Below are 24387 nucleotides of genomic sequence, written 5' to 3'. Positions count from 1 at the left end.
TGCATACTTTAGAAGAAGGGGCGAAGTTACCGCCCCTTCTTCTAAGTTCTGTCAATTATTTCTTTTCAAAATGAGCTTGAATAAATTTCTTTCTTTCTTCTGTCGGAATACCCTCGCCGGAGGCCATAACCGGATGCACGTAGCCGCGCAAGGTGCGCACAGTGAGTTCTTTGGCAAATGTTGTAGCCGGCTCGGCCAGAGAAATAGCGTTAAAGGAAGGAGTACCAGCGGTCCATCCGCCACCTGAGGCCGCAGCAGCACCAATTGTGCTGCCGGAAAGAGACGTTGCGTAAACCCCGAGATTATCACCCAGCATCCCCCAAGCCCGGCTGAGATCATCCGCCGGCAAGGCTACCCACAAATAGCCAGACGCCGAAGATATCGGCGGTACAACTTGTCTAGGAACCGGAATTGTAATATCTGTTATCAAACCATCGCTCAACCCGTTAATTTTTGCCATCGTGGTTTTCCAGAAACGGCCGTTCATCGAATAATTTTGGTCATAGGAGCCGGTCAAAATATAGGCCGTTCCGTCGGAAAGAATCGCCAGGGAGCGGATGTCGAATTTATCATCGGTTTTTCCGGTTTCCGTGTCATCCGCCGGACGGACAAGATTGGTAACAACAAGGCTTGTCGTGACCTTTTGAATACGCGATTCGTAATTCCATTTGATTGTTGACGGATCATCGGGATCGCCATACCACTGCGGACCGCCCAGTGCCGTTACATAAAGATTGCCGTCATATACCTGAATATCAAAGGCGTTCGGAGCCGCATCATCGGTAGTGGCAACCGCCGTACCCAAGCTGGCTGGATTGAGTTTGGCAATGATGCTGCCATAATAAGTGTAATCGCTCGGCGAAGTCCCTGAGCCAGACTTGGTATACTGTTGGGCTATGGCATAAAGATAACTGTCAATCAGCGCGAGAGCTACACTATAAACCGATGCGCCTGCTTCCGTCGCCGCAAATGGATAGTAATCGCTGGCAAGAGACAACGATTCGGTAGAACCGCTGATGCTGTGCGTCATCTTGAAAACTCGGCCGGTAGAATAGTCTGTGCCGTAAAAAGTACCGCCACTCGGCGACAGGATACCATACACATTCAGTATTTTTTGGCTGGTACCACTATAAGTATAGTTGTTATCTCTTGCTACTGTAGCAGTCCAAGAGCTTGGATTGTATACGGAAATGTAGCAAGGCAACTGATTATAACTGCTGTCATACTCTCTTTCCACTACCAGAACTCGTAAGCCTGAGTTATTTCCACCGTTGAAATAAAAAGCAATAAGATCCGTATTGTCAATACTCGTACCGCTGCCAGGTGCCGGAGTATATGCCGGGCTGCTAGTACTATCAGAAGTAAGTAAGCGTATCCGCCCTTTGTCCAAAGAAGTCTCTCCGAAATTGTAAAAAGTCGCGATTACTGTTGAGCTTGCCATTCTAAACACCTCTCCCTAATTTTTGTTTTTCCTACCTTGCGACCATCAACAGCCTGGCGGCTGCTGAGGTCTCTTCCTTACTGTCCATGGGAAAAAAACTCACCTCCTTGGAAGAATTCCTATCGCAGCCTGTCCGGGCGCCGTTACCGCGTCCGGGCAGGACGAACAGGCTAAGGTTATACTGTCGCCGCCGCTTATTGCTTTACTTTAGCGATCACATCGGCGGTGATACCGGCTCCGCCATAGACCACAATTCCTGCGTCGATGATTACGGTCAAGCCCTTTTCCCCGGCCACAGCCTTGATGGACGCTTCGATTTTGTCACCCACCGGGTTCATCAGCTCGTCTTCCTTCTGGGCTTCCTCCCGGGCGATGGTGTCGTTCAGGGCTTTGCGCTCCGCCTCCGGCAGATCCTTGCCCCGGTCGTCGTAGTCCTTTTGCGCCGCTTCCCGCAGGCTCTGAATCTGCTGCATGAGAGCCTGGATGCCGGGGTAGCTGCTGAAGACCTGCTGCCGGTCGACACAGCCGACAGCGGCGGCCAGGGCCGTCGCAGGGGTCAGAATACCCCATAGGAAAAATACGGCGATCAGTACTGAAAAGCTTCCTGTTATTTTTTTCATTCCATTTCCTCTTTCTCAGCATAGTTATTGATTTGCGTTCTTATGGACAAGTACGGCTTGTACGCCGCTAAACCGGGAATAAAACGAGTGAATAAGAAAAACTGCTAGCACGGTCTTTTCGGCTCATGGCTCATAGCACTTGGTGAAAAGATCCTTATTACTTTCTGATATATTAAAAAAGCTCCCTTGTTGGGAGTGCTTACGCTGTCCGGACGGAAACCGTCCTTGATTTTCGCGTAATCTCCTCCCCATACCTCGCAGGTCAAACGGTGATTGTCAGACAGGCAGTTCTCCTGGCTCCGGTTCTTCGCTCTCCCGCGCCTTCCCAAAGCGTACGCTTCAGTGACACATCCTTGCGGATTCGCTCCCCGTTACAGTGGCGGGACCGCGCCGGCCTTCAACCGGCTTCCCTATTAAGCCCTTTCGGGCACCTATCCCAACGCTATGCAGTTAATCGCGAGTAAAAAAAACGCCGACTATTCCGTCCTGGCGGAACAATCGACGCTTTACCTTTTTGCTAAAGCCGCCTGCTGCCAATGCCGGGTCAAGAACCACTCTGGCTGTTAGGTGAATTTTTTCACCTAACAAACCTGCAGCCATGTTATAACACAAAGCTATCCTCTGCCTGCAAGTGTTCTTAGTCCCAGACCTGTCCATCGCAGGCTGTACGGATGTGAGTGTCTCATCCGGCGGAAATATGGCGTATCGCCGGATGAAACACTGGAAACCAGGCAGTACCCTGACTTGGGAGCATCGCCGCATTTCTCCTTGGTAAGAGGCTGGCAGAAACATGGCTCTCCTTCACAGTTGCGAGACAGCGCCGGAATCACACCGGACTTCCCTTTTAAATCCGGCCTGATGCCGGATACCTGATTTCGTATGAAATTTTGTAAAATCAGCTATTTCAATCAGGAAGCTGCCCGCCATCAAGCTTACACGGGCTTAGGCCGCCTGACAGCTTCCTGGCGGATAAAACAAAAGAAACCTCCCTGTGATGATAATCCAGAGAGGCTTCTTGTAATCCGGTAAATCCGCCGGATAAAATGCAATAACTGCATCGAAATCCCCCTCCCTATCGCTCGCAGGTCAACGGTGATTGTCATACAGGCAGTTCTCCTGGCTCCGGATCATCGCTCTTGCCAAACCTTCCCGGGAATCTTTGCTCCCAGTGGCATATCATGGCTTTGCTCCCCCTTACAGTGGCGGGACCGTGCCGGAATTACACCGGCTTCTCTGTTAGGCCCTTGCGGGCACCTGTACCAAAATTCTATTTATTTTTCATTTATTTCCTTTGTTTAGTTAATTTTAGCATAATTGGTTAATAATGTCGACCATTTTCCTTCTGCTTTTTTCGACACTTTTATCTATTTTCTTCTAAAAGCAAGGGGACGCAAATCATGCTTCACATCTCATTGTCTTCAGTTTTCCAGCAGCTCCCATTGTTCTGACGCAGCTTTAAGATAATTATCGGCTTGCAAACTGATATCCGGCATATTCTTCATAATGTCAAAAAGATAGCGGCTGTCATCCTGAATCGTTAGGACTGTTTCTATTGCCGCTTCTCTCTTCTGCACGGCAGCTAAAGAATTGGCAAGAATCTGCTTTAATACTGCTTGCTTAGCCGGAGAAAATTCGGAATAATGATTTTCAAAAAGGAGCCGCAATTCTTTTTCTGCTTTTCGCAAATCGGACAAACTCAGCTGCAGCTTCTGCCGTACTACTTTATTGGAAGGCTTAGATCGGATAGAGGCATTCCAGCTCGTATCCCAGGCTGTCTCGGTTGATTTGATTAAAGCTTCCCATTGAGACTGCAGGTAAATCAGAGCGCTTTTTTCGGAAGTAAACGCTTTGCCGGGCCGGCTGCTGTAATGACTGCCGCTAACCGCAGCCGCTAAACAAATAATCATGCCAAGAACCACGAAACCAAGCTTTGTTTTTTTATTTATCATTAGCCTCATTACCGACCGCTCCTCCGTTTTCTAAAATTGTTCACCGGCCTTCTGGCAGATTTTTTTAAGCTGCCGGTATAAACCCGCATATTGCCGGGAAAAAAGGCTTCAACTCCTCCGGCTGTCTGTCACGATGGGGTCATAGGGAAATCCCGCCGGGAAAGACAAAACGCTCCCGGTGGTCCGGGAGCGCATACTCAATCTGCCTATAAGGAATAATCCTATTTGCAGTTTCGTAATCTCCTCCCCATCGTTCGTAGGTCAAGCGGCGATTGTCCTGCAGGCAGTTCTCCTGGCTTTGATTCATCGCTTTCCCCGGCCTTCCCAAAACTTTCGTTCCAGTGGCATCATTCTGAGGATCGCTCGTCATTACAGTGGCGGGACCGCGCCGGTCTTCAACCGGCTTCCCTATTAAGCCCCAAAGGGCACCTGCATCACTATATGAAATTTTTCACTTTTTATCGACCTTTTTGTAGAAAAATTAACAAAAATAGCTTTACTTATAATAATATTCCAATAAAGTTATTTTGTACATCCCTCACATGAGGGATGTTGTGAAATATTTCCTTTCTTGCCATTTGCAGCATTTTTATGACGCAAATTGAACAATAGCACCTCCATATGGAGCCACAGATCGCCGCGTCGCTGTCGCTCCTCGCGATGACAAAACGGGTGATTTGTCGTTGCGAGGAGGTACGACGAAGCAATCTCGCACCGGCTTTTCTTGATCGATTGAAAAATTTGCACAGAGTATCAATGAGAACGCCTCTATTCCAGGCAAACATATCCCGCCCTGGGGCAGACTCTCTATTCACCATAACGCCCAATATAAGGAATTAAACTGCCTGCTAAAACAAGCTATAGCCCGATTCCATAAAAACGGCTGATTGCATAAGAACAATCAGCCGTTTTTATGGCTCGCACAGGCGACATTCTTGCTTTAGCCTGCGTCTTTACCCATTTTTTCTGCAACTCTCGCCGGTGTATGTCTCCTGCTGCGTAGCCGGGGGCTTAGAATTATCCTCTATTCCATATTTTCCCCATGATTTCCGGATACACATCATTCAAATGACCTTGAATCTGATTTAAGATCGCAATGATTAAGGCTGGTTCAAAGTCAGGCGTTCCGGCGGGAATGCAGCAGGTAAGAAAAAGACTGCCGGTCGAATCCACATGGTATTTCAACATACGATACCGTTCATTCAAATCATTGAGATAACAGCATATTTCCTGTTTTTTCTCAGCTGTCACAATGTTCGATGCTGTCTGCACCTGAATGATTGTATACACGCTGTCATCCAAAAGAACCATAAAAGGAAGATTCTGTCCCTGAATGGGAAGATTGCTGCGAAATACATAGGCATGCATGTCATTGTCTAAATCCCTAAAATCAAAGCCACTAATTTCATTTTCTGTCAGATGTTTTTGGAATGCCTGAACTTTTTCTTCGGCCACAGAATTTTCTTGTTCTTTTTCACTCATTGCAAAAATCCTCCTGTAAAATTCAAAAATATTTCCCTGTCATATTCTTTTCATACAAATAGCAATGACACGCATACGCAAGATTTCATTATTTTTTCATGTTTGCCTGTACATCTGCTGTCAAATCAACTCCGCCATACAATACGGATTCCGACGGCACCACAAAATCTATATCCTTTGCTTTTGCTGCGTTTTTAATGGCTTGTTTTAGTTTTTCCTGAACGGGCTGAAGCAGCTTCTGCTGTGTTTCGGCCAATTGTTGACTTAATGTTTTTTTCAGTTCCATTTTCTCCTGATCAGTCATTTCTTTCGATTTTTCATTGAACTCTTGCTGCAGCCGTGCCTGTTCCTCCAATATACTTTTCCCTACTTGCTGAAAATCAGGGGAAGCCGTAATAACCGCATTCATGTTTACATACCCTTGACCTGCAGCACTGACTTCACTAACTGTTCCCAGCATCGTAACAGCGACTGCGAGAAACAGCACTCTTATCCTTTTTCCTATTTTCATATTCATCTCTTACCCTCCATTTTGTCTTCGTTGCTACCGCTGTTGCTATAAATTTCAGATCAATTTTTATTGTTACTACCTGTTTTATTGTTTTCCACGCTAACCCCCATTTCAAATTTAATGTTGTGGATTTGCCGCATGAAACATGCAGCAAATCCACAGCAACCATATTAATTTTCAATCACTGTCAGAAGGTGAAGCGAATACCGGCATTCACCTTGTACTGCAAGTTATAATCTCCGCCGAAGCTCTTCACAAGATCTCCATACATCATGCTGGCTGAGCTCAAACGGTAAGTACCTCCCAGTGCCAGTTCTGCCCAGGTATCCTTAAAATTCTGGCCGATCGAACTGGTCGGTTCGTTTGCTGCGCTGAAGGTACTCTTGGTATTACCGGAAAATTCATGCAGCAAACCTAATTTCGCATACATACTACTCCGCTGCGTAGTCTTACCGGCGGTTATTCCAAGTCGGCCGATCAAACTTGTCATGCCGTCCTGGGATACATGCATCTGCTTGCCGCCGCTGAAATCACTGGTGGCATTATAATCGGCTCCGTTCAGACGACTGACTGTCATCTGTATTTGCGGTTCAATATAGCTGTTGGCTTTGGTAAAGCGTTTTCCGTACTCAGCTGACAATCCGGTACCCCAGCTGTTATAATTTCCTTTCAGCTTATGGCCCATGTCATTATAAACCGTATAATCATTCTTGACCTGACCCGTTTTCAAAACAATATCGACATACTGTCCGTCCGCATTTAGCTTCGTTCCGTAAACACTCGCTGTATATAGTTTAGGATCGCCGCTGCCGCCCATTTCATAGCTGGAGTTGCCGTCTATATAATCAACTCCTCCGCCGACATACCAGCCGGAGTTCAACTTATGATCGGCACCTATCTGTACTCCCCAGAAACTATTTTTGAAGTAGGTATTCTTCGCATCGTACTTAACTTTTCCGCCAAAAGTACGTGCCCAAATACCTTCTTCCGCACCGTAGCGCAGATCGCCAAGACGTTCCGTCATATCTGATGTGTTTGCCCTCCAGGTCAGCATCGACGTCGTCATTGCACTCTTGGCACCTCGCATCATCGCCGTTTCTTTCGGCCCATAGACGATGTCGGCACCTACTCCCGGGGTTATGCTGCCGCTTGCGTAACTGCCCTGTCCTGTTGTGTTTTCAAAGTTTACGGTACCCACTTGTTTGGCTGCGGAGGACACTGTCAAGCCCTCGGCAATCTGTACATTGCCGGTCAGGTTCTTGTCGCTTGCTGCATTTGCGTAATACAGCTTGCTTGTCAATAGACCCAGTGTCTTGGAGATGGTGTCATTGCTGGACATATCGAGTCCTTCGCTCTCGGTCGAAAGCGTAATCCCTGATCCGGCAGCCGCCTGCTGAATCACCGTATTTCCTGCCGTATAATCCGAAGCGCTGCTGCCGTCATTGCTGTGTTCGTACATAACAACCATATGTCCGCTGAAATTATCTATCTTCAGGTCTGCACTGCTATTATTCATCACATAACCGGCGCTGCCTTGGCTAGTCCCGCCGTTCAGGGTTAAAGTGCCCCCCGTTGCGGCGGCGGCCAGCAGTCTGCTCTGCATTAGCTTGTCGCCGGGGACTGTCCACAGCGCGCCGTTCGACAGATTCAGCGTTACATCGCCGCTGTCGTGTTTTACCTGTCCCGTCAGGGAAGAGCCATTGCCGTTTAATGTAACGGTGATCTTGCCGCCGCCGCTCGCCACGAGATTGCCCGTGATGGCGACCGCTTTATTGGTATTTGCCGCATTAACGGTAATCGTGCCGCCGCCGGCTGCCAGATTCCCTTTAATGGTACCGTCGCTCAGGGCCACAGTCGCCCCGGAGGCGGCGGATACCGCTGTCCCGGCCGCGGTAATATTGGCAGTGCCGTTAATGGTTACCTTGCCGTTCTGTCCGGCTTCAATCCCGGTTCCCGCCGTTATATTCGCATTGCCGGCAATGGTTACATTGCCGTCTGCCACGATACCCGTCGTCGTGCCTGTGCCGGCCGGATTCAGTGTCACGGTATCTGCCGTCACGCTCACCGTCTTACCGTTCGCCGCGTAGATTCCGGCTCCTTCCGTGCTCGCGTCGGATGTCCCCGCCAGATTCAGTGTCATTCCCGCCGCGTTGACTGTTACGTCATTAGCTGCCGCGGCAATCGCCGCCGAAGCCGACTGCCCGTCAATCGTCGCATTGGCGCCGCTGACCGTGATGCTTGTCGGGTTCTTCGTCAGGGTATAGGTGCCGTCTTTCAATACTCCCGCCTGCAGATAGATTTTGTCGGCATGGGCATCGCCGGTCATGGCCTGTGTGAAGGTATCCGTGGTCTGCCCTGCCGGATATTGCGGTCCCGGGGTCACGCTCCCGTTTTGCAGGCTTCCCTGGCCGGTAGTATCGCTGAAGGCGATGCTGCCGGTCTGTTTTACAGCGGAGCTTGCCGTCAGTCCCTCGGCAATCTTTACATACCCCGACAGATTCTTTTCACCTGTCGTATACGCTGTGTAATACAGCTTGCCGGCAAGGGCGTTCAGTACCGAATTGATGCTGTCTTCGTCATTCATCAGCACGCCGTCGCTGTCAGTCTGCATTGTTACCTTGCTGCCCGCCGCGGCACTGCCGATGGTCACGTCGCCGCCGGATACCGTCGTCTGGTAATTCGCTCCGGCGGCATGCTTATAGATGAAGGTTGTATCGCCGCTGTAGCTGCCGATATTCACTGCCCCGGCTGCGCTGTTCGTCATGTCCACGACAGCCGCAGTCCCTTTCAGGCTGTTCACGCTGCTGGCGCCCGTATTGTTCCAGGTACTGGCGTTCAGTCCTAATGTCAGATTGCCTCCGGTGCTCTGACCGCTCCAGACCGAGTTGCTGCTCAATTCCGCGTCCACAGCGCCGGTGCCGCTGGCATTGCCGGTCCAGGCTGCGCCGTTGCTCAGGTTCAGGTTCGTGCTGCCGGTGCCGCTCACGCTGCCGGTCAGAGCGGAACTGCTCCCGTTCAGGTTTGCGGTGACCGTGGCGCCGGCAGTCGTACCCACGTCGCCGTTCATCACCACTGCTTTGCTGCTGTTGCCCGCATTGAGGCTGATCGTGCCGCCGGCGGCGTCCAGCTTCCCGCTGATCGTCCCGTCGCTCAGGGCCACGCTGCCCAGACCAACTGTCCGGATTGCCGTCCCGTTCGTTCCCGCCGTTATATTCGCGGTACCGTTGACCGTGACGTTCCCCAAAGCGGCGATGCCGGTGCCGCCGCCGGCATCAATGGCAAGAGTACCCGCCGTTACGGTTACCGTCTTGTCCTGCCCGGCCGAAATACCGGCCGTATCGCTCTTCAGGCTCAGCGCGTTGCTGCCGGCGTCGATCAATACATCTTGTGATGCCGCATTCACCGCCGACTTGCCGGTTACCGCAACGGTTGTCGCGCTTTTCGTGAACTTATAGGACAATTCTTTCCATACATGGGCGTTGACATATTCCGTATCGGTTGTTCCGTCACCGGTAATCGCCGTCGCAAAGCTGTCCTGGGATTGTTCTTCCTTGCCGCCCGGAGTGTATTCGCCCTGTCCGTTCGCCGTGAAATCAATTGCGCCGCTCTTGCTGGCTGACTGTGATGTCAAGGCTTCGGCAATTTCCACCGTGCCGGAAAGATTTTGTTCGCCGCTTGTAGATGCGGTGTAGTAAAGTTTGCCTGCCATGGCGTTTAAGGTATCGTTCACCAGCTTCTTATCCGCCACAGCCGTCGAACTGACATTGAGCCCCGTAGCATCCGTTCTTAGCGTAATCGCCGCTGAAGCAGCCGCGCTGCCGATGGTGAGATTGCCCCCGAGAATGGTCGTCGGCGTTGTCTGATCATGGTTATACCACGCCGTCTCCGTGCCGCTGTAGCTGCCAATCGTTACGTTCCCGGCGTCTTTACCTGTCATGTCGATGATGCCTTTGTCGCCTGTCAGCGTTTTCACAGTACTAACACCCGTATTCTTCCAGGTGCCGTTGTTGCTCAACCCCAGCTGCAGGTTACTGCTGCTGCTCTGACCGGTCCAGACTGCGCCGTTCTTCAGTTCCAGATCCACCGCCCCGGCGCCGCTTACATTGCCCGTCACCCCGGAGTCACTGCCCCAGAGGTAGGCGGTCACCGCCGCCCCGTCCGCCGCGCTGATATCGCCGGTAATCGCCGCCGTATAGCTGCCGGCAGCGTCGCCGATCCGGATACTGCCGCCGTTGGCCGCTACTTTCCCGGTAACGGTGCCGCCGCCCACGGTCACGCTGCCCGTGCCGCTGGTGCTGATGCCGGTTCCGGCGCTGCCGGTGACAGCGGCGCTGCCGTTAATCGTAACCGTGCCGCTGGTATCGATACCGGTGCTGCCGGCGACGGCGATGTCATTATCGCTGCTGAGCGTGACTGTCCCGGCGCCGGCGATGCCGGCTCCCGTGCCGCCGTCAACAGCAAGAGTTCCGGCCGTCACGGCGACGGTTTTGCCCGCTGCCGCCGATATTCCTCCCATATCGCCCTTCAGGCTCAGAGCCTTGCCGGTCGCGTCGACCGTAACATCATGCTGCGCCGCATTGACCGCCGCGCCGCCCGTTACAGCCACGCTCGTTCTATTCAACGTAAAGCCGTACGTCCCGCTGTTCAGTACATGGTCGGCCGTATACGCGGTATCTGTTGCCGGATCACCGGTGATCGCGGCGGTGAAATAATCTTTTTGCTGGGTCGTCGTCCCGCCCCCGGATGTATATTGGTAATAGCCCCAGCCGTTGTTATCAAAGGAGATATTCCCCGTATATTTGGAAGCGCTGGCTGCGGTCAAACCTTCGGCGATCTGCACCGTGCCGGTGAGATTGCCGACATAATTGGTATTGCAGTAGAGCTTGCCCGCCAGCGCGTTCAGCACCGCATTGATCGTGTCGGAATTCCCGGCAGTAATGCCTTGATTATCGGTACGCAATGTAATGTAGGATCCGTCAAGAGCATTGTTGATTTTGACCGCGCCGCCGAGAATCGTGGTCGGTGTCGTTGCTTCATGGGCATAGAGAACAGTGGTGTAGCCGCCTTTATAATTCCGAATTGTCAAAGGATTGGTGTCTTTCTGAATAATAACCCCGGCATGGGCCGCATCCGCCCCTCCGTAGAGCTGATACACGGTTGCTCCCGCATATCCGCTCGGCATGGTTGTCCCGGACGAAACCTCGTTATCCCAGGTGCCACCGTTCAAATACATCCTGACCCGGCTGGAATTGGCGGTCGTGTTGACAATCCCCGTAAAGACGGAATCGCTCGTCCCCAGCCCCAGATAGACGTTGCCGGTGGCTGAGGCGTCAATCATCCCGCTGATTGCGAGTTTCCCGGTACCGGCGCCGTTATTGGTGCTGTTCATGCCCAGATACGTATTTCCCGCTTTGGCGGACACAGCCGTGCCGAAGGAGCTATCGGCTTTCACGGCTTGCAGCGTACCGGCGGTCAGCGTAACCGTACCACCGTTATTTTCCATCGCCGTACCGTTTTTCACGGTAACCGTCGTGTTGCCGGTCAGGCTGACCTTCGTGCCGCTCTGGGCCGAGATCCCGGTCAGCGTTCCTGTGGAATTATCGCCTGTACGGATGGTTACATCGCCGGTTATGCTGACAGAGCTGCTGTTTTTGTTGTCCGTAGAGGTATTGCCGCCCGCATAAATGCCGTAATCATTGCCGGACGACTGCGCAAAAATATCGGTATTGCCTGTCACGGCGACATTCCCGCCGTTTTCCGCGTAAATCCCGGCGGCACTCCCATCCGCTGCGGCATTAATCGTAAGCCGATCGGCCTGAACAGTGGCAAACTGGGTAGCGGATGCACTGCCGCCGGCATAGACGCCGACGGAAGTCTTATCGGTGCCGGTGCTGGTCGCACTCAAGGCTAAGTTCCGGTAGGTCGCATCGATCCCGACGGTATTATCGTGGGCGAAAATGGCCGCTACCGGCGTCTTGCCGCCGACCTTGCTGGCGTCCCCGGCTACGGCATCGTCATCCTTTACCGTAATATAACTGCTGTCTTTGGTAAAGACATACTGGCCCGAGGCCTTCAGCACTCCTTCCTCGACATATTGCGTGTCGATCTGATCGGTGCCGTAAATGGTCGTATCAAATAAAGTCGTCTGCTGATCGGACGGTGCTACCGGCCGGGCATAATAATAACCCTGCCCTGTCGTCGGGTCGAATTTGATCCGTCCGGTGACGGCGGCGGTGGTCAGTCCTTCGCCGATTTCCGCGTAGCCTTTTACTTCCCTATACCCATCAGTATAATCCAAATACGTCAGCTTCTGCGCCAAAGCGTCCATCACCGCGTCGGTCACGGTCTTATTGGTGACATCAATGCCGTCGCTGTCCGTGCGCATTGTAAGTTCTCCACTACTCCACCAAATGCTTTTTCCTCTATGGCTCCCTTTCGCCAGGGAGAGGCCGCCGCCGCTGATTTTTGTCGGATCGGTTTTATCATGATCATAAATAACGGTCAGATACCCATCTGACAAATCCCCTTTAACGTTGCCAAACCAGCCAGTAACATTAATGGGATCGCTGTCCTTCTGATACAGGTAGCCGCGCGTATCGGAAGTCGAGCTACCATACAGCGTGCTGAGCTTGGTTACGCCGGTATCCGTGTAACCTGTCGGCGTCGGCGCATAGGCCTCGTTAATCCAGGTGGCACCGTTCGTAAGAGTAATGTTTTTACTTCCATCTCCGTAAACCTTGCCATGAAAAACGGAGTCCTGTGTACCCAGCCATAAACAAAAAGTTTGACCTTGAGCTGCGCTGACCGCTCCTTGTAAATTGACTTTTTGCGGTGTGTCACGATTTCCTATGACTACCTGGGCATTGTTGGAACCAACATCAACGGCAACTCCCATGGTCCCATCGGAGGAATTTTCCGCAATAATATTACCGCCTGACAACGATACCGTACTTCTTGCCCCATCGGGAGAACCCGCCCGGATTGCTACCGCGTCTTTGACTTTGATATCAACCGTTCCGTTGATAGTAAGCTGCTGCCCTACCATTTTAATCCCGGCAGAATCTTTGCCGCCTCCCTGCACATTGATCACCATATCCGCACTGATCGCCGTATTATTTCTATAAACTGTATCATCATAATAGAGTCCGTAAGCGGTTCCATTCTGAGCAGTACTGTTAATAGTAATTTTGCCGGCGGTAATAGTGGTTGTCTGCAGCGGCCCGTTATACAGGCCAATCGCAATTCCATCCGTGCCGGTGGCTGTGGCGTTAATCGTCAGGTTTTTTGTTTTTGGCAGCGTGACTGTCAGATGATCGTCGTCCGTGGCCGTATTGCGGATCCCCGCCACCACGCTCTTGCCGCTCAGTTCCGGATTAACCGTTGTGGAAAGAACAGCCGCATCGCCGTCGTCCACGGTAATGGAAGTGTCTTCGGTAAACCGGTACTCGCTTCGTTTCCTAACGCCGCTGTCCACATATTCGCTGTCCTGATTCTTTAAACCGGTCATGGTCGTGGTAAAGGCGCTTTTCGTCTGCGAGCTTGCCCCGAAATCGGTAATCAGAAAACTGCCCTGCCCGTCATTGGGGTCAAAGTGGATAGTTCCCGTACGGGTAATACTGGGTGCCGTCAATCCGTCGGCAATGGTTACCGTCCCGCTCAGATTGTTTTCGCCCTGCCAGAAGCCGTCGTAAAACAGCTTGTTGGCCAGCCCTTCCAGCACATTTTTATAGACATCGTAGCTATCGGTATTGATACCGGTGCGGTCGGTGTACATGGTCACGTGGGAGCCCGCCGCCGCCGATTCGATGAACACCCGGCCGCCGTCGATGGTGGCCGATCCGGTCCCGTCCTTGGTATGGTTATAGACAAAAACGGTATCGCCGCTGTATTGATTAATCGTCAGATCTTCGTTATTCTGATCGACGATGCCGGCATGGGATGCGTCGCTGCCGCCGGCCAGCCTGGTCAGAGTCCCCGTGGATTTTTCGGTGCCAAAGGCTTTTCTGATCCAGGTTCCCCCATCGGAAAGGAACAGATTGGTCGTATCGGTAGACGCCATCTGAAATAACCCGGTAAATACGGAATTGCTGCTGCCCAGCCCCAGATTCACGGTGCTTTTCCCGGTTCCGAAATTATAGCTTACAATATCGCCGTTGAGGACCACATCCCGTCCGTTGGCATTCTGCAGGCTGCTGTCCATGCCCAGGGAAAAGACGGCGCCGTTTCCCAAACACACCGCATTGGGCGTGTAGGAAACAGCGGGATCCACCTGATACACCATTTTACCGTGATCAATTGTCACCTTGCCGCCATCATCGGCATCAACATACATATAATTGTAACCGTATTTAGGTTCCGAAACAAAATCCACGCCGCCGTTGATCGTGACGGAAGATCCGGCAGCGGCATAAATCGGCGATCCCTTTTTCTTCACTGAAGCGATGCCGACACTCCCGTCGGCGGCTTTGGCGGTATAATTTCCGTTCACCGTAACGGAGGCGTTTTTATTGGCGTAAATGCCAAAGGCCCCGTTGCCGGCATTGGATGCCGTCTGGATGGAAACATCCCCGTTAATCACCGTCGTACTGCCTGTCCCGGCCCGAATTCCCGTGGCTTCGTCGCCGTTCCACAGGATGCTGCCGTTATTGGTCACTTTGGCAAGGAGATTGATTTCTTTCGCCGACAGGGTAAGCTTTTGATTATCCGCAATGTAAATCGCATCGGAGTGCATATTATTTACACCGGTGGTTTTAGTCTTATCAAAATCAGCGGTGATATTCAGCACATGGCTGCCGGCGTCGACATTATAGCTGCTGCCGGCGTAAATTCCCGCGCCGACGGTGCCGAGACTGTTATTAATCAGATTGCTTACCGTATCCTGATTGGCGTAGATGGTACTGTCATCGGTAAACGTATAATTGCCGTCCGCCTGTCGTACAAGCGTGTACTGGGTGTCCTTGCCTGCATCGCCCGTAAGCGTGGCAGTATAATCGGCGGCCAGCGCAGGCGCCGCTGACAAGCCTCCGCACAGCAGGCTCACCGCGATTGCGGCGGACAGCTTTTTTCTCCAGCGCTTCTTAAACCTTTTCTCGTAACTCACTTTGCTTCCTCCCCATTAAAAAAATTCCCAATTATTTCCCTTATATAAAAATCGATTTAATATTATATAAATAATTGCTTGATATAATATTAATAACCGATTGATATAGCTCTGCTGTCAAAAATGTCAGAGAGGCCATCAGAAGCTATATTGCATCGTGACATAATAATTGCGGCCCATCAGCGGATAATCCAAGGCAGCTGTCTGCGAATAATTCACATAGTGGGCCCACACATTATAGCCCCTGTTGGCAATGTCGTTAACTCCCGCCGTCAGCATGATTCCCGGTTTAAACCTGTATTTCATTCCCAAATCCACGGTAGCGTAAGAATCTTTGGCGATGGCATAACTCTGCTTCATGTCGGCCGAACCTTCCCCGGCCACAATTTCCGAACCGCGGTAGTGATATTCGCTGAAAATGCTCAGGCGGTCTCCCGGGAAAGTATAATCAAGCCGTGCGCTCCAGACCCATTCCGGCACAAAAGACTTGGAACCGGCACTGACATAGAAATTATTTCCGTCGCCGAATTTTCCGCCGCCGCCGCGTGCCGTTTCCCAGGTTCCGGCCAGCGACAGTCCTACCCGCTTCCATTTCATGTTATGGGTCAGTTCGATGCCGTGGGTCTCGACCAGACCGGTGGGAATATAGAGCATCCAGTTGGCATCCGGTCTCCGGCAGCCCCACAAAACAAGCTGGTTATTCGCTTTTCGCTGGAACCAGGTAAGAATCGTCTGGGTATCGGCGCTGCCCATCTTGCCTAAATGTTCCACGCCGAAATCAAACTGCGTTCCTGTTTCCCAGGTCCCGTTCTTATATCCCTGGGCGTCTTCATAGGCGACAAAGCCGCTTTGGAAAATAGACGCCCCGTCGCCAAACAGTTCATAGAAATTCGGATGCCGCTGATATGTTCCCCAGGAAGTCTTTATATCCCAGTTATCGTTGAACTTTTTCTGCAGCGCCGTGCCGCTGGAATACATCCAGCGGTCATCGTTACCGCCGACCGGACCCAGCCCCTGCATGATCACTTTATCGGCCCGTCCGATCGATGTCAGTTTCAAACTGCCGGCATTATCCAGCTTCATTGTATCCTGAAGGATCACATGATAATCCCGATTGTGATAATTCCGCAGGAGCTGACGCCACGGCGTTCCGCCGGTACTGGAGTTGTAATCCAGCCTTTCCTGGGAGGCGTCCTGGCCGCTGGCATTGACATTCATATCGTCCCAACTCATATCGGTATTTAGCTCCAGCAAATGCGTATCCCACAAATTGTAAGAAAAAGTAAAATTGGCATTCCACTTTTTCGAGTGGTAATCGCCCCACAGCTGGCCGGGCATGTAACTTCCTTCCGTCGGTTGATAATGACCCCAGTTTCCCCAGTCGTTGGGCGGCCACACCGGCCAATTGATCATTTTCATTGCGCCGGTATTGCGATAATGCTTATTGCTGTCCATATAGGCAATATGCCAGTCCACCATCAATTTGTTGAAATCGTCATGCCGGCCGACATAGAATTCATGATAGTTCAGGTTCTGATAGGCATCGGTAAAGCCCAGCTTGAACCCGTCCCAATTATAGGTGCTGTTGATTCCGGTGGATAAACTTGTGGCCAGCCCCTCATGAAGATTTTTCCAGGCCGTTTTCAGCATCCAATGGTCATCCTGCCATTTGATCATGCCGTTGCTGTTGTTAAGATCATTGCTCGTTCGCTCGTAGGAAACCGGCTGTTTATGGATTTTCCACGTCTCCGGATCAGGGGCTTTCACCGGATAATCTCCATCCCAAACTTCCCGGGAAAATGTCGCCAGCAGGCTTCCGTTCCCCAGAGGCATGCTGTATTCATATTGATTGTTCCAGCCGCCGAAAGACCTTGTTCCGATCAATACATTGCCATGTCCGCTGTTCGGTTTCTTGGTGACAATGTTGATGACACCGCCGATCGGCGCTCCCGCAAACCGCGCCGGCACATAGCCGCGGTACACTTCAATCCGCTCAATGTTATCCGCCGGAATGGCCGAGAGGTTGACCGCTGCGTCCCCGTTAAGGTTCATCTTCACGCCGTCTACGTAAACATCGACCTGAGTGGACTGGGACCCTCTGATCCGGGCCGTAGTATAATGGCCCTGGCCGTTCTGCCGATCAATAAAAAGTCCCGGAATCCGATCCAGCAATTCCGGCAGCTCTTTTTGCTCCCCTTCAAACTGCTTCGGGTAGATAACGGAAACCTGACCGGGAGAAAGAGTCTGTTCCCAGCCCAGTCGCCGGGCCTCCACTATCGTTTCGGGCAGCGAAAAAGAAACAGCATCGTTTTCAGAGGAGGATACATCTGCCGGTGCGCTTTGCTGCGTCTGTCCACTTTCCGCCGAAGCCGGTAAATCGCTTTGACTCCCTGTTATCGCCGTACTTTTATTGCCGCTTACTGCCTGTTCTGCTTCGCTGTCACTGCCTATCGCTCTAGTACCGGTGTCGGCCTGTTGTGCCGCTTGCTCTTGCGGCGCCGGCGCCAGTCTGGGCAGTTGAATATTTTTTATCGGCGCAGTATTTTTTCCCGCCGCAGATGCGCTAGCCTTGTTCACCGCAGATAAAGAAGTTGTTTTATTTTTTTCTGATCTTGCCGGTGCAATGACGCTCCGGGTCTGATCTTTTTTCTGATCGTTGCCGCTGCCGAACCCTGCCCAGGCAACATCCAAGCGGCCGGAAAGATTCCAGCTATTGCCCTCGCGCTTCCCGATATCGCGGGCGTACTCAGCATGAAAGCGGCTGTCATGCGTCAGTTGTATATCGCCGCCCGCGCTAAGTTCATACCAGGTGTCGCCGCCTCCTGTCCTGCCTGCCAGCTGAGACCATTCAGCGGTGTAGCGGTACTCCGGATTGCGAAGATCTTTCGACCAGCCTGCGGTATTATCAAAGCTCTGCTGTATTTTCTGTCCGCCGGCAAATTCATGATTTACGGCGGCGCCGGCCCAAACCTGGCCTTTGCTATTCAGTTTTTTCCCGACCGTGATACCGGCGCTGCCTGTAGCCGAATCCCAGCCTTGAGAGCCAATCTTAAGTCCGTTGTCTAATTTGTAAGCTGCGTCGTCCATATGTCCGATAAACATAGACACATGCGGATCCGTCCAGGCCGCATCCTTCTCATTTCTTTTGCCGTACTTCATACCCAGTCCGTAGGCCCAGGTACTATAGTCGCCGCTAACGGTTCCGAGTGTTCCACTCTGCAGTGGTCCTGTGAAATGGTATTTATCCTCAAGCCGGGCCGCGGTGATTCCCATATCAAAATAGCGTCCGCTGTCGCCTACCCATGAGCCGTATATTCCCAATGCAGTTCCTTCCGGGTCTCCTTTGCCGTGCTCGGTGCTGGCGGACGAATCCAGCTTGGCGACGTATAATCCTGTATAAACCTTACCGCCATACATTTCCTTGTTCAGCAGCTTATCATATCCTACCTGCAGTCCATTATAGCTCTGGCTTACCGATCGGCCGTAATCCGAAGAACTTTCAAACCGCCCGTGCCAGGCGGAAGCCCATACATTTTCCCGGCCATCCATCTCCGCCGCCGGCGCCGGGGTTGTCCGGTCTGCCGACTGCCTGTACCGGGCGTGAAGATCTTCTGTGCGCCGGAACATATTGGTATACTGTTCCCGCCAAAGATTCTGCATCGCCGTCGCCTGATCGACCGCCTCTTTTCCCGATTCCCCGATCTCGCCTGTATTGACATAGGTATAGCCTTTCAGATACCAAACCGATCCTGTGTTTCCCAGCCACTCGCCGTATAAGACGCCTGATTTGATCAGGTACAGTTTCTGCGCCTCCGTCAGCTGGCCTTGATCGGTAGGCAGCGGCGTTCCGTCCGGCATGGCGGTAACAACCGTATATTTGGCTATCTGTTTATCCGGCTGGGCGATATAGGCGTTATTGATATTCTGCAGAAAAAGGCGCTGACTGTCTTTTGTCGCAAAATAATTATCGATTCTCCCGATATCCGGCGTAATTTGATAAATATTGTCGATGCCGTCGGCATAAGAGGTGTCGGCCACGACAGTGAAATTGCCACTGCCTTGATAAATTCCCAGAAGTTTCGGATTCGTCATTTGCCAGACCCCGGAATTGGTATACGTTGTGGTATAAGGGCTGGCGAAAGCCACCGCGCCGTATAAGCTCTGGCCGATTCCCGGCACCCAGCCCAGCTGGATATGAACGGTGTCAGTCTGCCCCGGCGTGGCCTGCTTGGCATTCATAAGGTACACGCTGTCGTAAGGACTCGCCGAAGGATAATCTGAATTTGTAGTGTTTACTCCATAAATTCCCAGCCGAAAGGTGACATCTTTGCCTAAAACAGCGGTATCCGCAAACAGTGTCCGGCCCGCCGATACGGAAACCTGCTTCACTTTCCCGTCCGCATCCGTATACGAACCCTGATACGTGCCGCTTTGGCCGGGATCCCAGGTACCGGCCAAACGTCCGAAAACCGTATTGGCATAGCTCAGATCGACGGTGCTGTTATCGCCCAGTGTCAGGTCTTTCACGGTAATGGCCGTTTGGCTGCCGGTCGGAATCGGACTGATCACGCCGTCATAAGAGGTCGACAGATCGCCATCAGCACCATGTACCGGCGGCAGCTTCATATCCTTTTCTTCCATGGTTCCCTGCGTGCCGGTTCCCCAAGCCTGTGCAAATGCATAGGTTCCCTGCAAATCAGGCCCTTCCATGGAAACCGTCCGGTCTAAAGGCGTCCAGCGGGCGCCGCTGTCAACCTTGACCGAATCGTAGGTATGAGTCGTCTTGTCCTCCGACCCTTTCGTCAGCATATCCTGTCCCCACCAGAACTCTGTATCCGCCGTAATCTCCTGGAGATTGCGGCTGGCATTATTGTCGATGAACAATTGGGTTACGGAGAGAGAATTGTCGGCAAAATAGGAGCCGTCCATCTTTAGATTCTGGTAAGCCGCTAACTCGTTATCGGTAAGCGTCACAAGATAATAATGAGGAATGTATTTGTCAATAAAATTGCGCAAAGCCTGCTTGTTGCCGCTGCCGATCATCGCATACAGCTTTTCCTGCAGATCCAGACTGGAAAATACGGTTTGATTGACATACATTTTAAACGCGGAGCTTTCGATCGCGTCATCCGCCGAATTGACTGTGCCCAAAACTTTATACACGTAATTTCCCTTAGCGTCGGTAAACCTGCCAACTAAGGCATTGGTCGCCGCCGTAGCGTTTCTGTCCGGGTAGGTCCTGATGTTGGCGGCGTTGTCGCCCCAGAAAATCTTCCGGTACGTTCTGTTTCCCAAAGCAGCGCTGTAATTTTCATCCATGTCGTCTTCATGCCGGTAATACAAAAAATTGCCGTCGGAAATATCAAATAAATTAATGGACCGCAATATGGGAGTCACCGTATTTTTTACCGAATCCCGGTTCTGATAACCCAAAAAGGTATTTTCGTCGCCGTAAGCATAAGATGTGTGCTGACTATAGTCATAGTAATCGCGGGTGTAATGCTCCACCCCCGTAGCTTCCATCGCAACCCCTTGATTGATAGTCGAAGGCGGATTTTCAGCGGCATACGCCATTCCCGACCAGTCTGTGCAAAAAATACAGCTCATTGACATGAGCATTGCTGCTGATAATACTTTTCCAGCTGTTTTGATCCGGGTTTTCTTTTGCTTAATATGTCTCACTTTATGGCAGCATCCTTTCTATTCGCATCGATTCGCAGCATTTTTCATGCCAGCTTGGCTGCTTTTGTTTCTTGTCCGTCAAACCGGCAGCATTATTGCCCAGGCTTTCTCTACCTCCCCGTCATTGTATTTGCTGTCCGATAAAATACACAGTATATGTTGCGGCTAGTCCATGGCACTTGCCTGCGGGTCAAGCAAAAAGCGCCGATCCTTCCGCCCGGCGGAACAATCGACGCTTTACCTTTTTCTAAAGACGCCTGCTGCCAATGCCGGGTCAAGAACCACTCTCTGGCTGTTATAAGGAGAAAAAAGCTCGCCTTAACAAGCCTGCAGTCTCATGTACACAGAACTATCCTCTGCCTGCAAGTGTTCTTAGTCCCAGACCTGTGCATCGCAGGCTGTACGGATGTGAGTGTTTCATCCGGCGCTGCATTTCACACCCCGCCGGATGAGACACCAGAAACCAGGCAGTACCCTGACTTGGGATCATCGCCATATTTCTCCTTGGTAAGAGGCTTGCAGAAACATGGCTCTCCTTTACAGTTGCGAGACAGCGCCGGACTTTCACCGGACTTCCCTTTTACATCCGACCGGATGCCGGATACCTGATTTCGTATGAAGTTTTACAAGCTTGTCCGGGTTTAAAAACTAAACTCATCGACAAGCAAAATCCTATTTTTTTACAAAAACAACTTTTATTTTTAAGAATATTCCAAGACAGCTAGGCTGTAAATCCCTCATGTGAGGTGTTTTCTGCTCTTTCCAATCAAGAATCGGAAGGATTTTTCAGCACCTTGCCAACCAGTTCCGTCCGGGATTTAACTTTCAGTTTGGCAAATAAATTGCGGATATGGGATTTTACCGTTTCCAGGCCAATGCCTAATAGCCGGCTGATTTCTTTGTTGGTTTTGCCCAATGCCACAGCCTGAACAATTTCTTTTTCCCGCGGCGTAATTGTAATATCAGCGGTATTGTCAGCCGTCGGCAGAAGAGCTTTGGGCAGATAGTCAAACAGGATATAAACATTCGTCTGAGTTCCCTGTCCCAAAAACAGGCAGCTAAAAGCCACGGCGCCGCAGCGATAACGCAGTACGCCGCTGTGGTGAAGAAAAGGATTGCTGCCCGCGGGGACCGTCTCACCGGCTTTCTGGCAGATTTTCTTAAGCTGCCGGTATAACCCGGGACATTGCCGGGAAAAAAGGGCTTTCGCTGTTTTATTTTCATATACTTTTTTGAATTCCCAGTTTAAAACACAAATTCCCTGGGGGGAATCGTGCAGCACCCAAAAAGCGTCTTGCTCCATTGTCTCAACTCCTCCGGCTATTCATCACGATGCGGTCATCGGGAAATCGCCGGGAAATATAAAACGCTCCCGGTGATCCGGGAGCGCATACGTCAATCTGCCCATAAGAAATAATCCTATCTGCAGTTTCGTAATCTTCCTCCCCATCGTTCGTAGGTCAAGCGGCGATTGTCCTGCAGGCAGTTCTCCTGGCTTTGATTCATCGCTTTCCCCAGCCTTCCCAAAACTTTCGTTCCAGTGGCATAATTCTGAGGATCGCTCGTCATTACAGTGGCGGGACCGCGCCGGTCTTCAACCGGCTTCCCTATTAAGCCCCAAAGGGCACCTGCATCACTATATGAAATTTTTCACTTTTTAGCGGTACATCTATATCTGAAGGATTAACAAAAATAACCTTGTTTCAAATAATATTCCAATAGAGTTATTTTGTACATCCCTCACCTGAGGTATTTTTATAAAAAAACTCCCTTTTTGCCATTTTAAGCATTTTTATGACGTAAAATGAAAAATAGCGCCTCCATTCCAGGCAAAAATATCCCGCCTTGCGGCGGGATAAAAAGGCAATAGCTTCTTCTTATTCTTCTTCATAGGCAACAAAATGTTCAAAATCCTGCCGCTCCGGGAAGGAAATCGCCTGTACCGGGCATTTGGGCTGGCAACCGCTGCACAGCACCACGCATTCGTAGGGCTGGGCAACAACGGCTTTCCGGCTGGCTTCGTCAAAAGAATATACCTTGCGAAAACAAAAATCATAACAGATTTTACAACCAGTGCACCGTGTTTCATCCACGGCAGGATACCAGGCAATTTTTTCCCGTTCCGCCAATAAGCGCCGTTTTCGCCGGGTCTGCATCCAATCTCCCCCTTTCCTATTTTTTCTCCCAGATATACAACCGATAGCTGCCGATGATCTGGCCGTCATCCAGCTGAATCGGCGCCTCTATGCCGGCCACATAGCGTCCGTCGGCGGAAGAGGCTTCGCCGATGCAGGGACCGGCGGTGGGCATGCTGTCAAGCAGTCGGCCGTCTTCCAGTGAAAGGATCTGGATGCCGTGGACGGAAGGGTCCTTCGTCCTGACATTCCGGCCCACGGCCAGGACGATCCTGCCGTCATTGATGGACATTTCCTCCACCATCCCGCCGGTAGAATGCTTATACATCAGGTTTCCCTGCAAATCGAAAACGAATATAGTGTTCCGGGCCGGATGATCGACAGGTGTCGGCAGCTGCCAGTTGGCCCGATTGTAGGTATTGCCGGTAGTCAGCACCACATAGCCGCCGACGATGCGCACAAACATTCCGGTGGCATTGATATACACCCCGCCAATTTGGCGGGGCTGGCTTAGCGTCCGCCGCCAGAGTTCACGGCCGCCGCCGTCATATAAAAAACAGCGGCCGTCATTGGCGATACCGGCGATATAGCTGCCGTCGGCGGAAATATCCGGGCTGCTGCGCATGGTCGTCCTCTGATAAGGAGTAACCGGATCAATAAAAACGCTCCACAGCGGCTGGTTCAGCTTGTCGTCAAGACAGTACACATTATCATCGTAGCGGCAGGTTTTCCCCGTATCCCAATTGCCGGTGCCGAATACCAAACGGCGGCCCTGCCGATCCACACCGACCCAGCTGACCCAGGCATCCATGTCGTGATCGGGGGGAAACATAGCCACTTTATTGCCGTTGTTTTCATCCAGCTTATAAATGCGATCCCGGTATTCGTTGCTGCCGTCGCTATTCTTTTTATAGCGCTGTCCCACTGCATAGATGAATCCCTGTTCGTCAGTTGTAATATAGACAATGCCGGGATAAATCTTCTGCCTGATATCCGGCTCCAGTTCCGATGCACTGGCATAACGCCACAGTTCATTGCCTGTGGCGGTGTCAAAGCAAATCAAACTGCCCTGCTGGCTGGTATCGCCGACCAGCAGTTTGCTTCCGTCCGGGGAAAAGGTCAGGGCCGAAATTTTCCCCAGTCCGATACTCCTCTTCCAAAGGGTTTTCCCGTCGACATTCATAAATAGAATATCGCCCTGCTCCGTACCCAAAGCCAGATACCGGCTGTTCGGGGAAAACTGGAGAAAGCCGTGGGTAAAGCCCATGCGCTGATAGTTGTAGACTTCTACTTTTCCCAGATCAATATCCGCTGTTTTCCGGTACATTCCAGCCAGGCTGGCATCGTTTTTTACCGCCGACATTGCCGGAATGCCCGTTTGATGCAAAAAGATGTACCGGGCCAGTCCTGTCAGCGTGATTAAAAATAGAGCAAAAAGTAGTATGGTAACTGCCTTTTTCACAGCTG

At 51.5% G+C, this 24387-nt stretch carries 11 protein-coding genes and 6 riboswitches; all 11 genes read right to left on the bottom strand.

The features are described 5' to 3' along the window. Nucleotides 1-55: 55 nt before the first annotated feature. The 11 genes from ABFC84_12560 to ABFC84_12510 all read right to left on the bottom strand — a co-directional run bounded on the left by ABFC84_12560 (nt 56) and on the right by ABFC84_12510 (nt 24382). Entirely contained in the window at nt 56-1441 is a 1386-nt protein-coding gene (locus tag ABFC84_12560; GenBank protein ID MEN6413567.1) for a hypothetical protein, read from the bottom strand. Nucleotides 1442-1635: 194 nt separating this feature from the next. After that, the gene (locus ABFC84_12555) at nt 1636-2061 is read right to left on the bottom strand and encodes an OmpH family outer membrane protein (GenBank protein ID MEN6413566.1); all 426 of its coding nucleotides are present in this window, start codon (nt 2059-2061) and stop codon (nt 1636-1638) included. Between the two features lie 265 nt (nt 2062-2326). Next, nucleotides 2327-2511, bottom strand: a riboswitch (cobalamin riboswitch). Further along, the gene (locus tag ABFC84_12550) at nt 2512-2661 is read right to left on the bottom strand and encodes a hypothetical protein (protein ID MEN6413565.1); all 150 of its coding nucleotides are present in this window, start codon (nt 2659-2661) and stop codon (nt 2512-2514) included. Nucleotides 2662-2773: 112 nt separating this feature from the next. Next, nucleotides 2774-2949: riboswitch (cobalamin riboswitch) on the bottom strand. A 200-nt stretch (nt 2950-3149) separates the two neighbouring features. After that, nucleotides 3150-3334: riboswitch (cobalamin riboswitch) on the bottom strand. Between the two features lie 145 nt (nt 3335-3479). After that, the gene (locus tag ABFC84_12545) at nt 3480-4019 is read right to left on the bottom strand and encodes a hypothetical protein (GenBank protein MEN6413564.1); all 540 of its coding nucleotides are present in this window, start codon (nt 4017-4019) and stop codon (nt 3480-3482) included. Nucleotides 4020-4274: 255 nt separating this feature from the next. Continuing rightward, nucleotides 4275-4458: riboswitch (cobalamin riboswitch) on the bottom strand. Between the two features lie 569 nt (nt 4459-5027). Beyond that, nucleotides 5028-5492, bottom strand: a complete 465-nt coding sequence (locus ABFC84_12540; GenBank protein MEN6413563.1) for a YbjN domain-containing protein — start codon at nt 5490-5492, stop codon at nt 5028-5030. 88 nt (nt 5493-5580) lie between these two features. Then, entirely contained in the window at nt 5581-6009 is a 429-nt protein-coding gene (locus ABFC84_12535; protein MEN6413562.1) for an OmpH family outer membrane protein, read from the bottom strand. A 181-nt stretch (nt 6010-6190) separates the two neighbouring features. Then, complete coding sequence (locus tag ABFC84_12530) at nt 6191-15103, bottom strand: hypothetical protein (protein ID MEN6413561.1); 8913 nt, start codon at nt 15101-15103, stop codon at nt 6191-6193. Between the two features lie 138 nt (nt 15104-15241). Next, nucleotides 15242-20710 (bottom strand): TonB-dependent receptor, encoded by a 5469-nt coding sequence (locus ABFC84_12525; GenBank protein ID MEN6413560.1) that lies wholly within the window; start codon nt 20708-20710, stop codon nt 15242-15244. A 523-nt stretch (nt 20711-21233) separates the two neighbouring features. Continuing rightward, a riboswitch (cobalamin riboswitch) is annotated at nt 21234-21409 on the bottom strand. 142 nt (nt 21410-21551) lie between these two features. Then, a complete protein-coding gene (locus ABFC84_12520) occupies nt 21552-22088 on the bottom strand; it encodes a helix-turn-helix transcriptional regulator (protein ID MEN6413559.1) in 537 nt (178 codons plus the stop codon). 160 nt (nt 22089-22248) lie between these two features. Beyond that, a riboswitch (cobalamin riboswitch) is annotated at nt 22249-22432 on the bottom strand. Nucleotides 22433-22662: 230 nt separating this feature from the next. Continuing rightward, a complete protein-coding gene (locus ABFC84_12515) occupies nt 22663-22941 on the bottom strand; it encodes a ferredoxin family protein (GenBank protein MEN6413558.1) in 279 nt (92 codons plus the stop codon). A 16-nt stretch (nt 22942-22957) separates the two neighbouring features. After that, on the bottom strand, nt 22958-24382 hold the full coding sequence (locus ABFC84_12510; GenBank protein ID MEN6413557.1) for a PQQ-binding-like beta-propeller repeat protein: 1425 nt from the start codon (nt 24380-24382) through the stop codon (nt 22958-22960). Nucleotides 24383-24387 lie beyond the last annotated feature (5 nt).

Source organism: Veillonellales bacterium (genome assembly GCA_039680175.1).
In the GTDB taxonomy this organism is placed as follows: domain Bacteria; phylum Bacillota; class Negativicutes; order JAAYSF01; family JAAYSF01; genus JBDKTO01.
Note: the sequence above shows the minus strand (reverse complement) of the source record. Positions and strands in the feature narration are given on the sequence as shown.

Bases quoted from the DNA above. Each gene is read 5' to 3' on its own strand.
- ABFC84_12560 (MEN6413567.1), bottom strand. From the start codon at position 1,441: ATGGCAAGCTCAACAGTAATCGCGACTTTTTACAATTTCGGAGAGACT.
- ABFC84_12555 (MEN6413566.1), bottom strand. From the start codon at position 2,061: ATGAAAAAAATAACAGGAAGCTTTTCAGTACTGATCGCCGTATTTTTC.
- ABFC84_12550 (MEN6413565.1), bottom strand. From the start codon at position 2,661: ATGGCTGCAGGTTTGTTAGGTGAAAAAATTCACCTAACAGCCAGAGTG.
- ABFC84_12545 (MEN6413564.1), bottom strand. From the start codon at position 4,019: ATGAGGCTAATGATAAATAAAAAAACAAAGCTTGGTTTCGTGGTTCTT.
- ABFC84_12540 (MEN6413563.1), bottom strand. From the start codon at position 5,492: ATGAGTGAAAAAGAACAAGAAAATTCTGTGGCCGAAGAAAAAGTTCAG.
- ABFC84_12535 (MEN6413562.1), bottom strand. From the start codon at position 6,009: ATGAATATGAAAATAGGAAAAAGGATAAGAGTGCTGTTTCTCGCAGTC.
- ABFC84_12525 (MEN6413560.1), bottom strand. From the start codon at position 20,710: ATGAGCTGTATTTTTTGCACAGACTGGTCGGGAATGGCGTATGCCGCT.
- ABFC84_12520 (MEN6413559.1), bottom strand. From the start codon at position 22,088: ATGGAGCAAGACGCTTTTTGGGTGCTGCACGATTCCCCCCAGGGAATT.
- ABFC84_12515 (MEN6413558.1), bottom strand. From the start codon at position 22,941: ATGCAGACCCGGCGAAAACGGCGCTTATTGGCGGAACGGGAAAAAATT.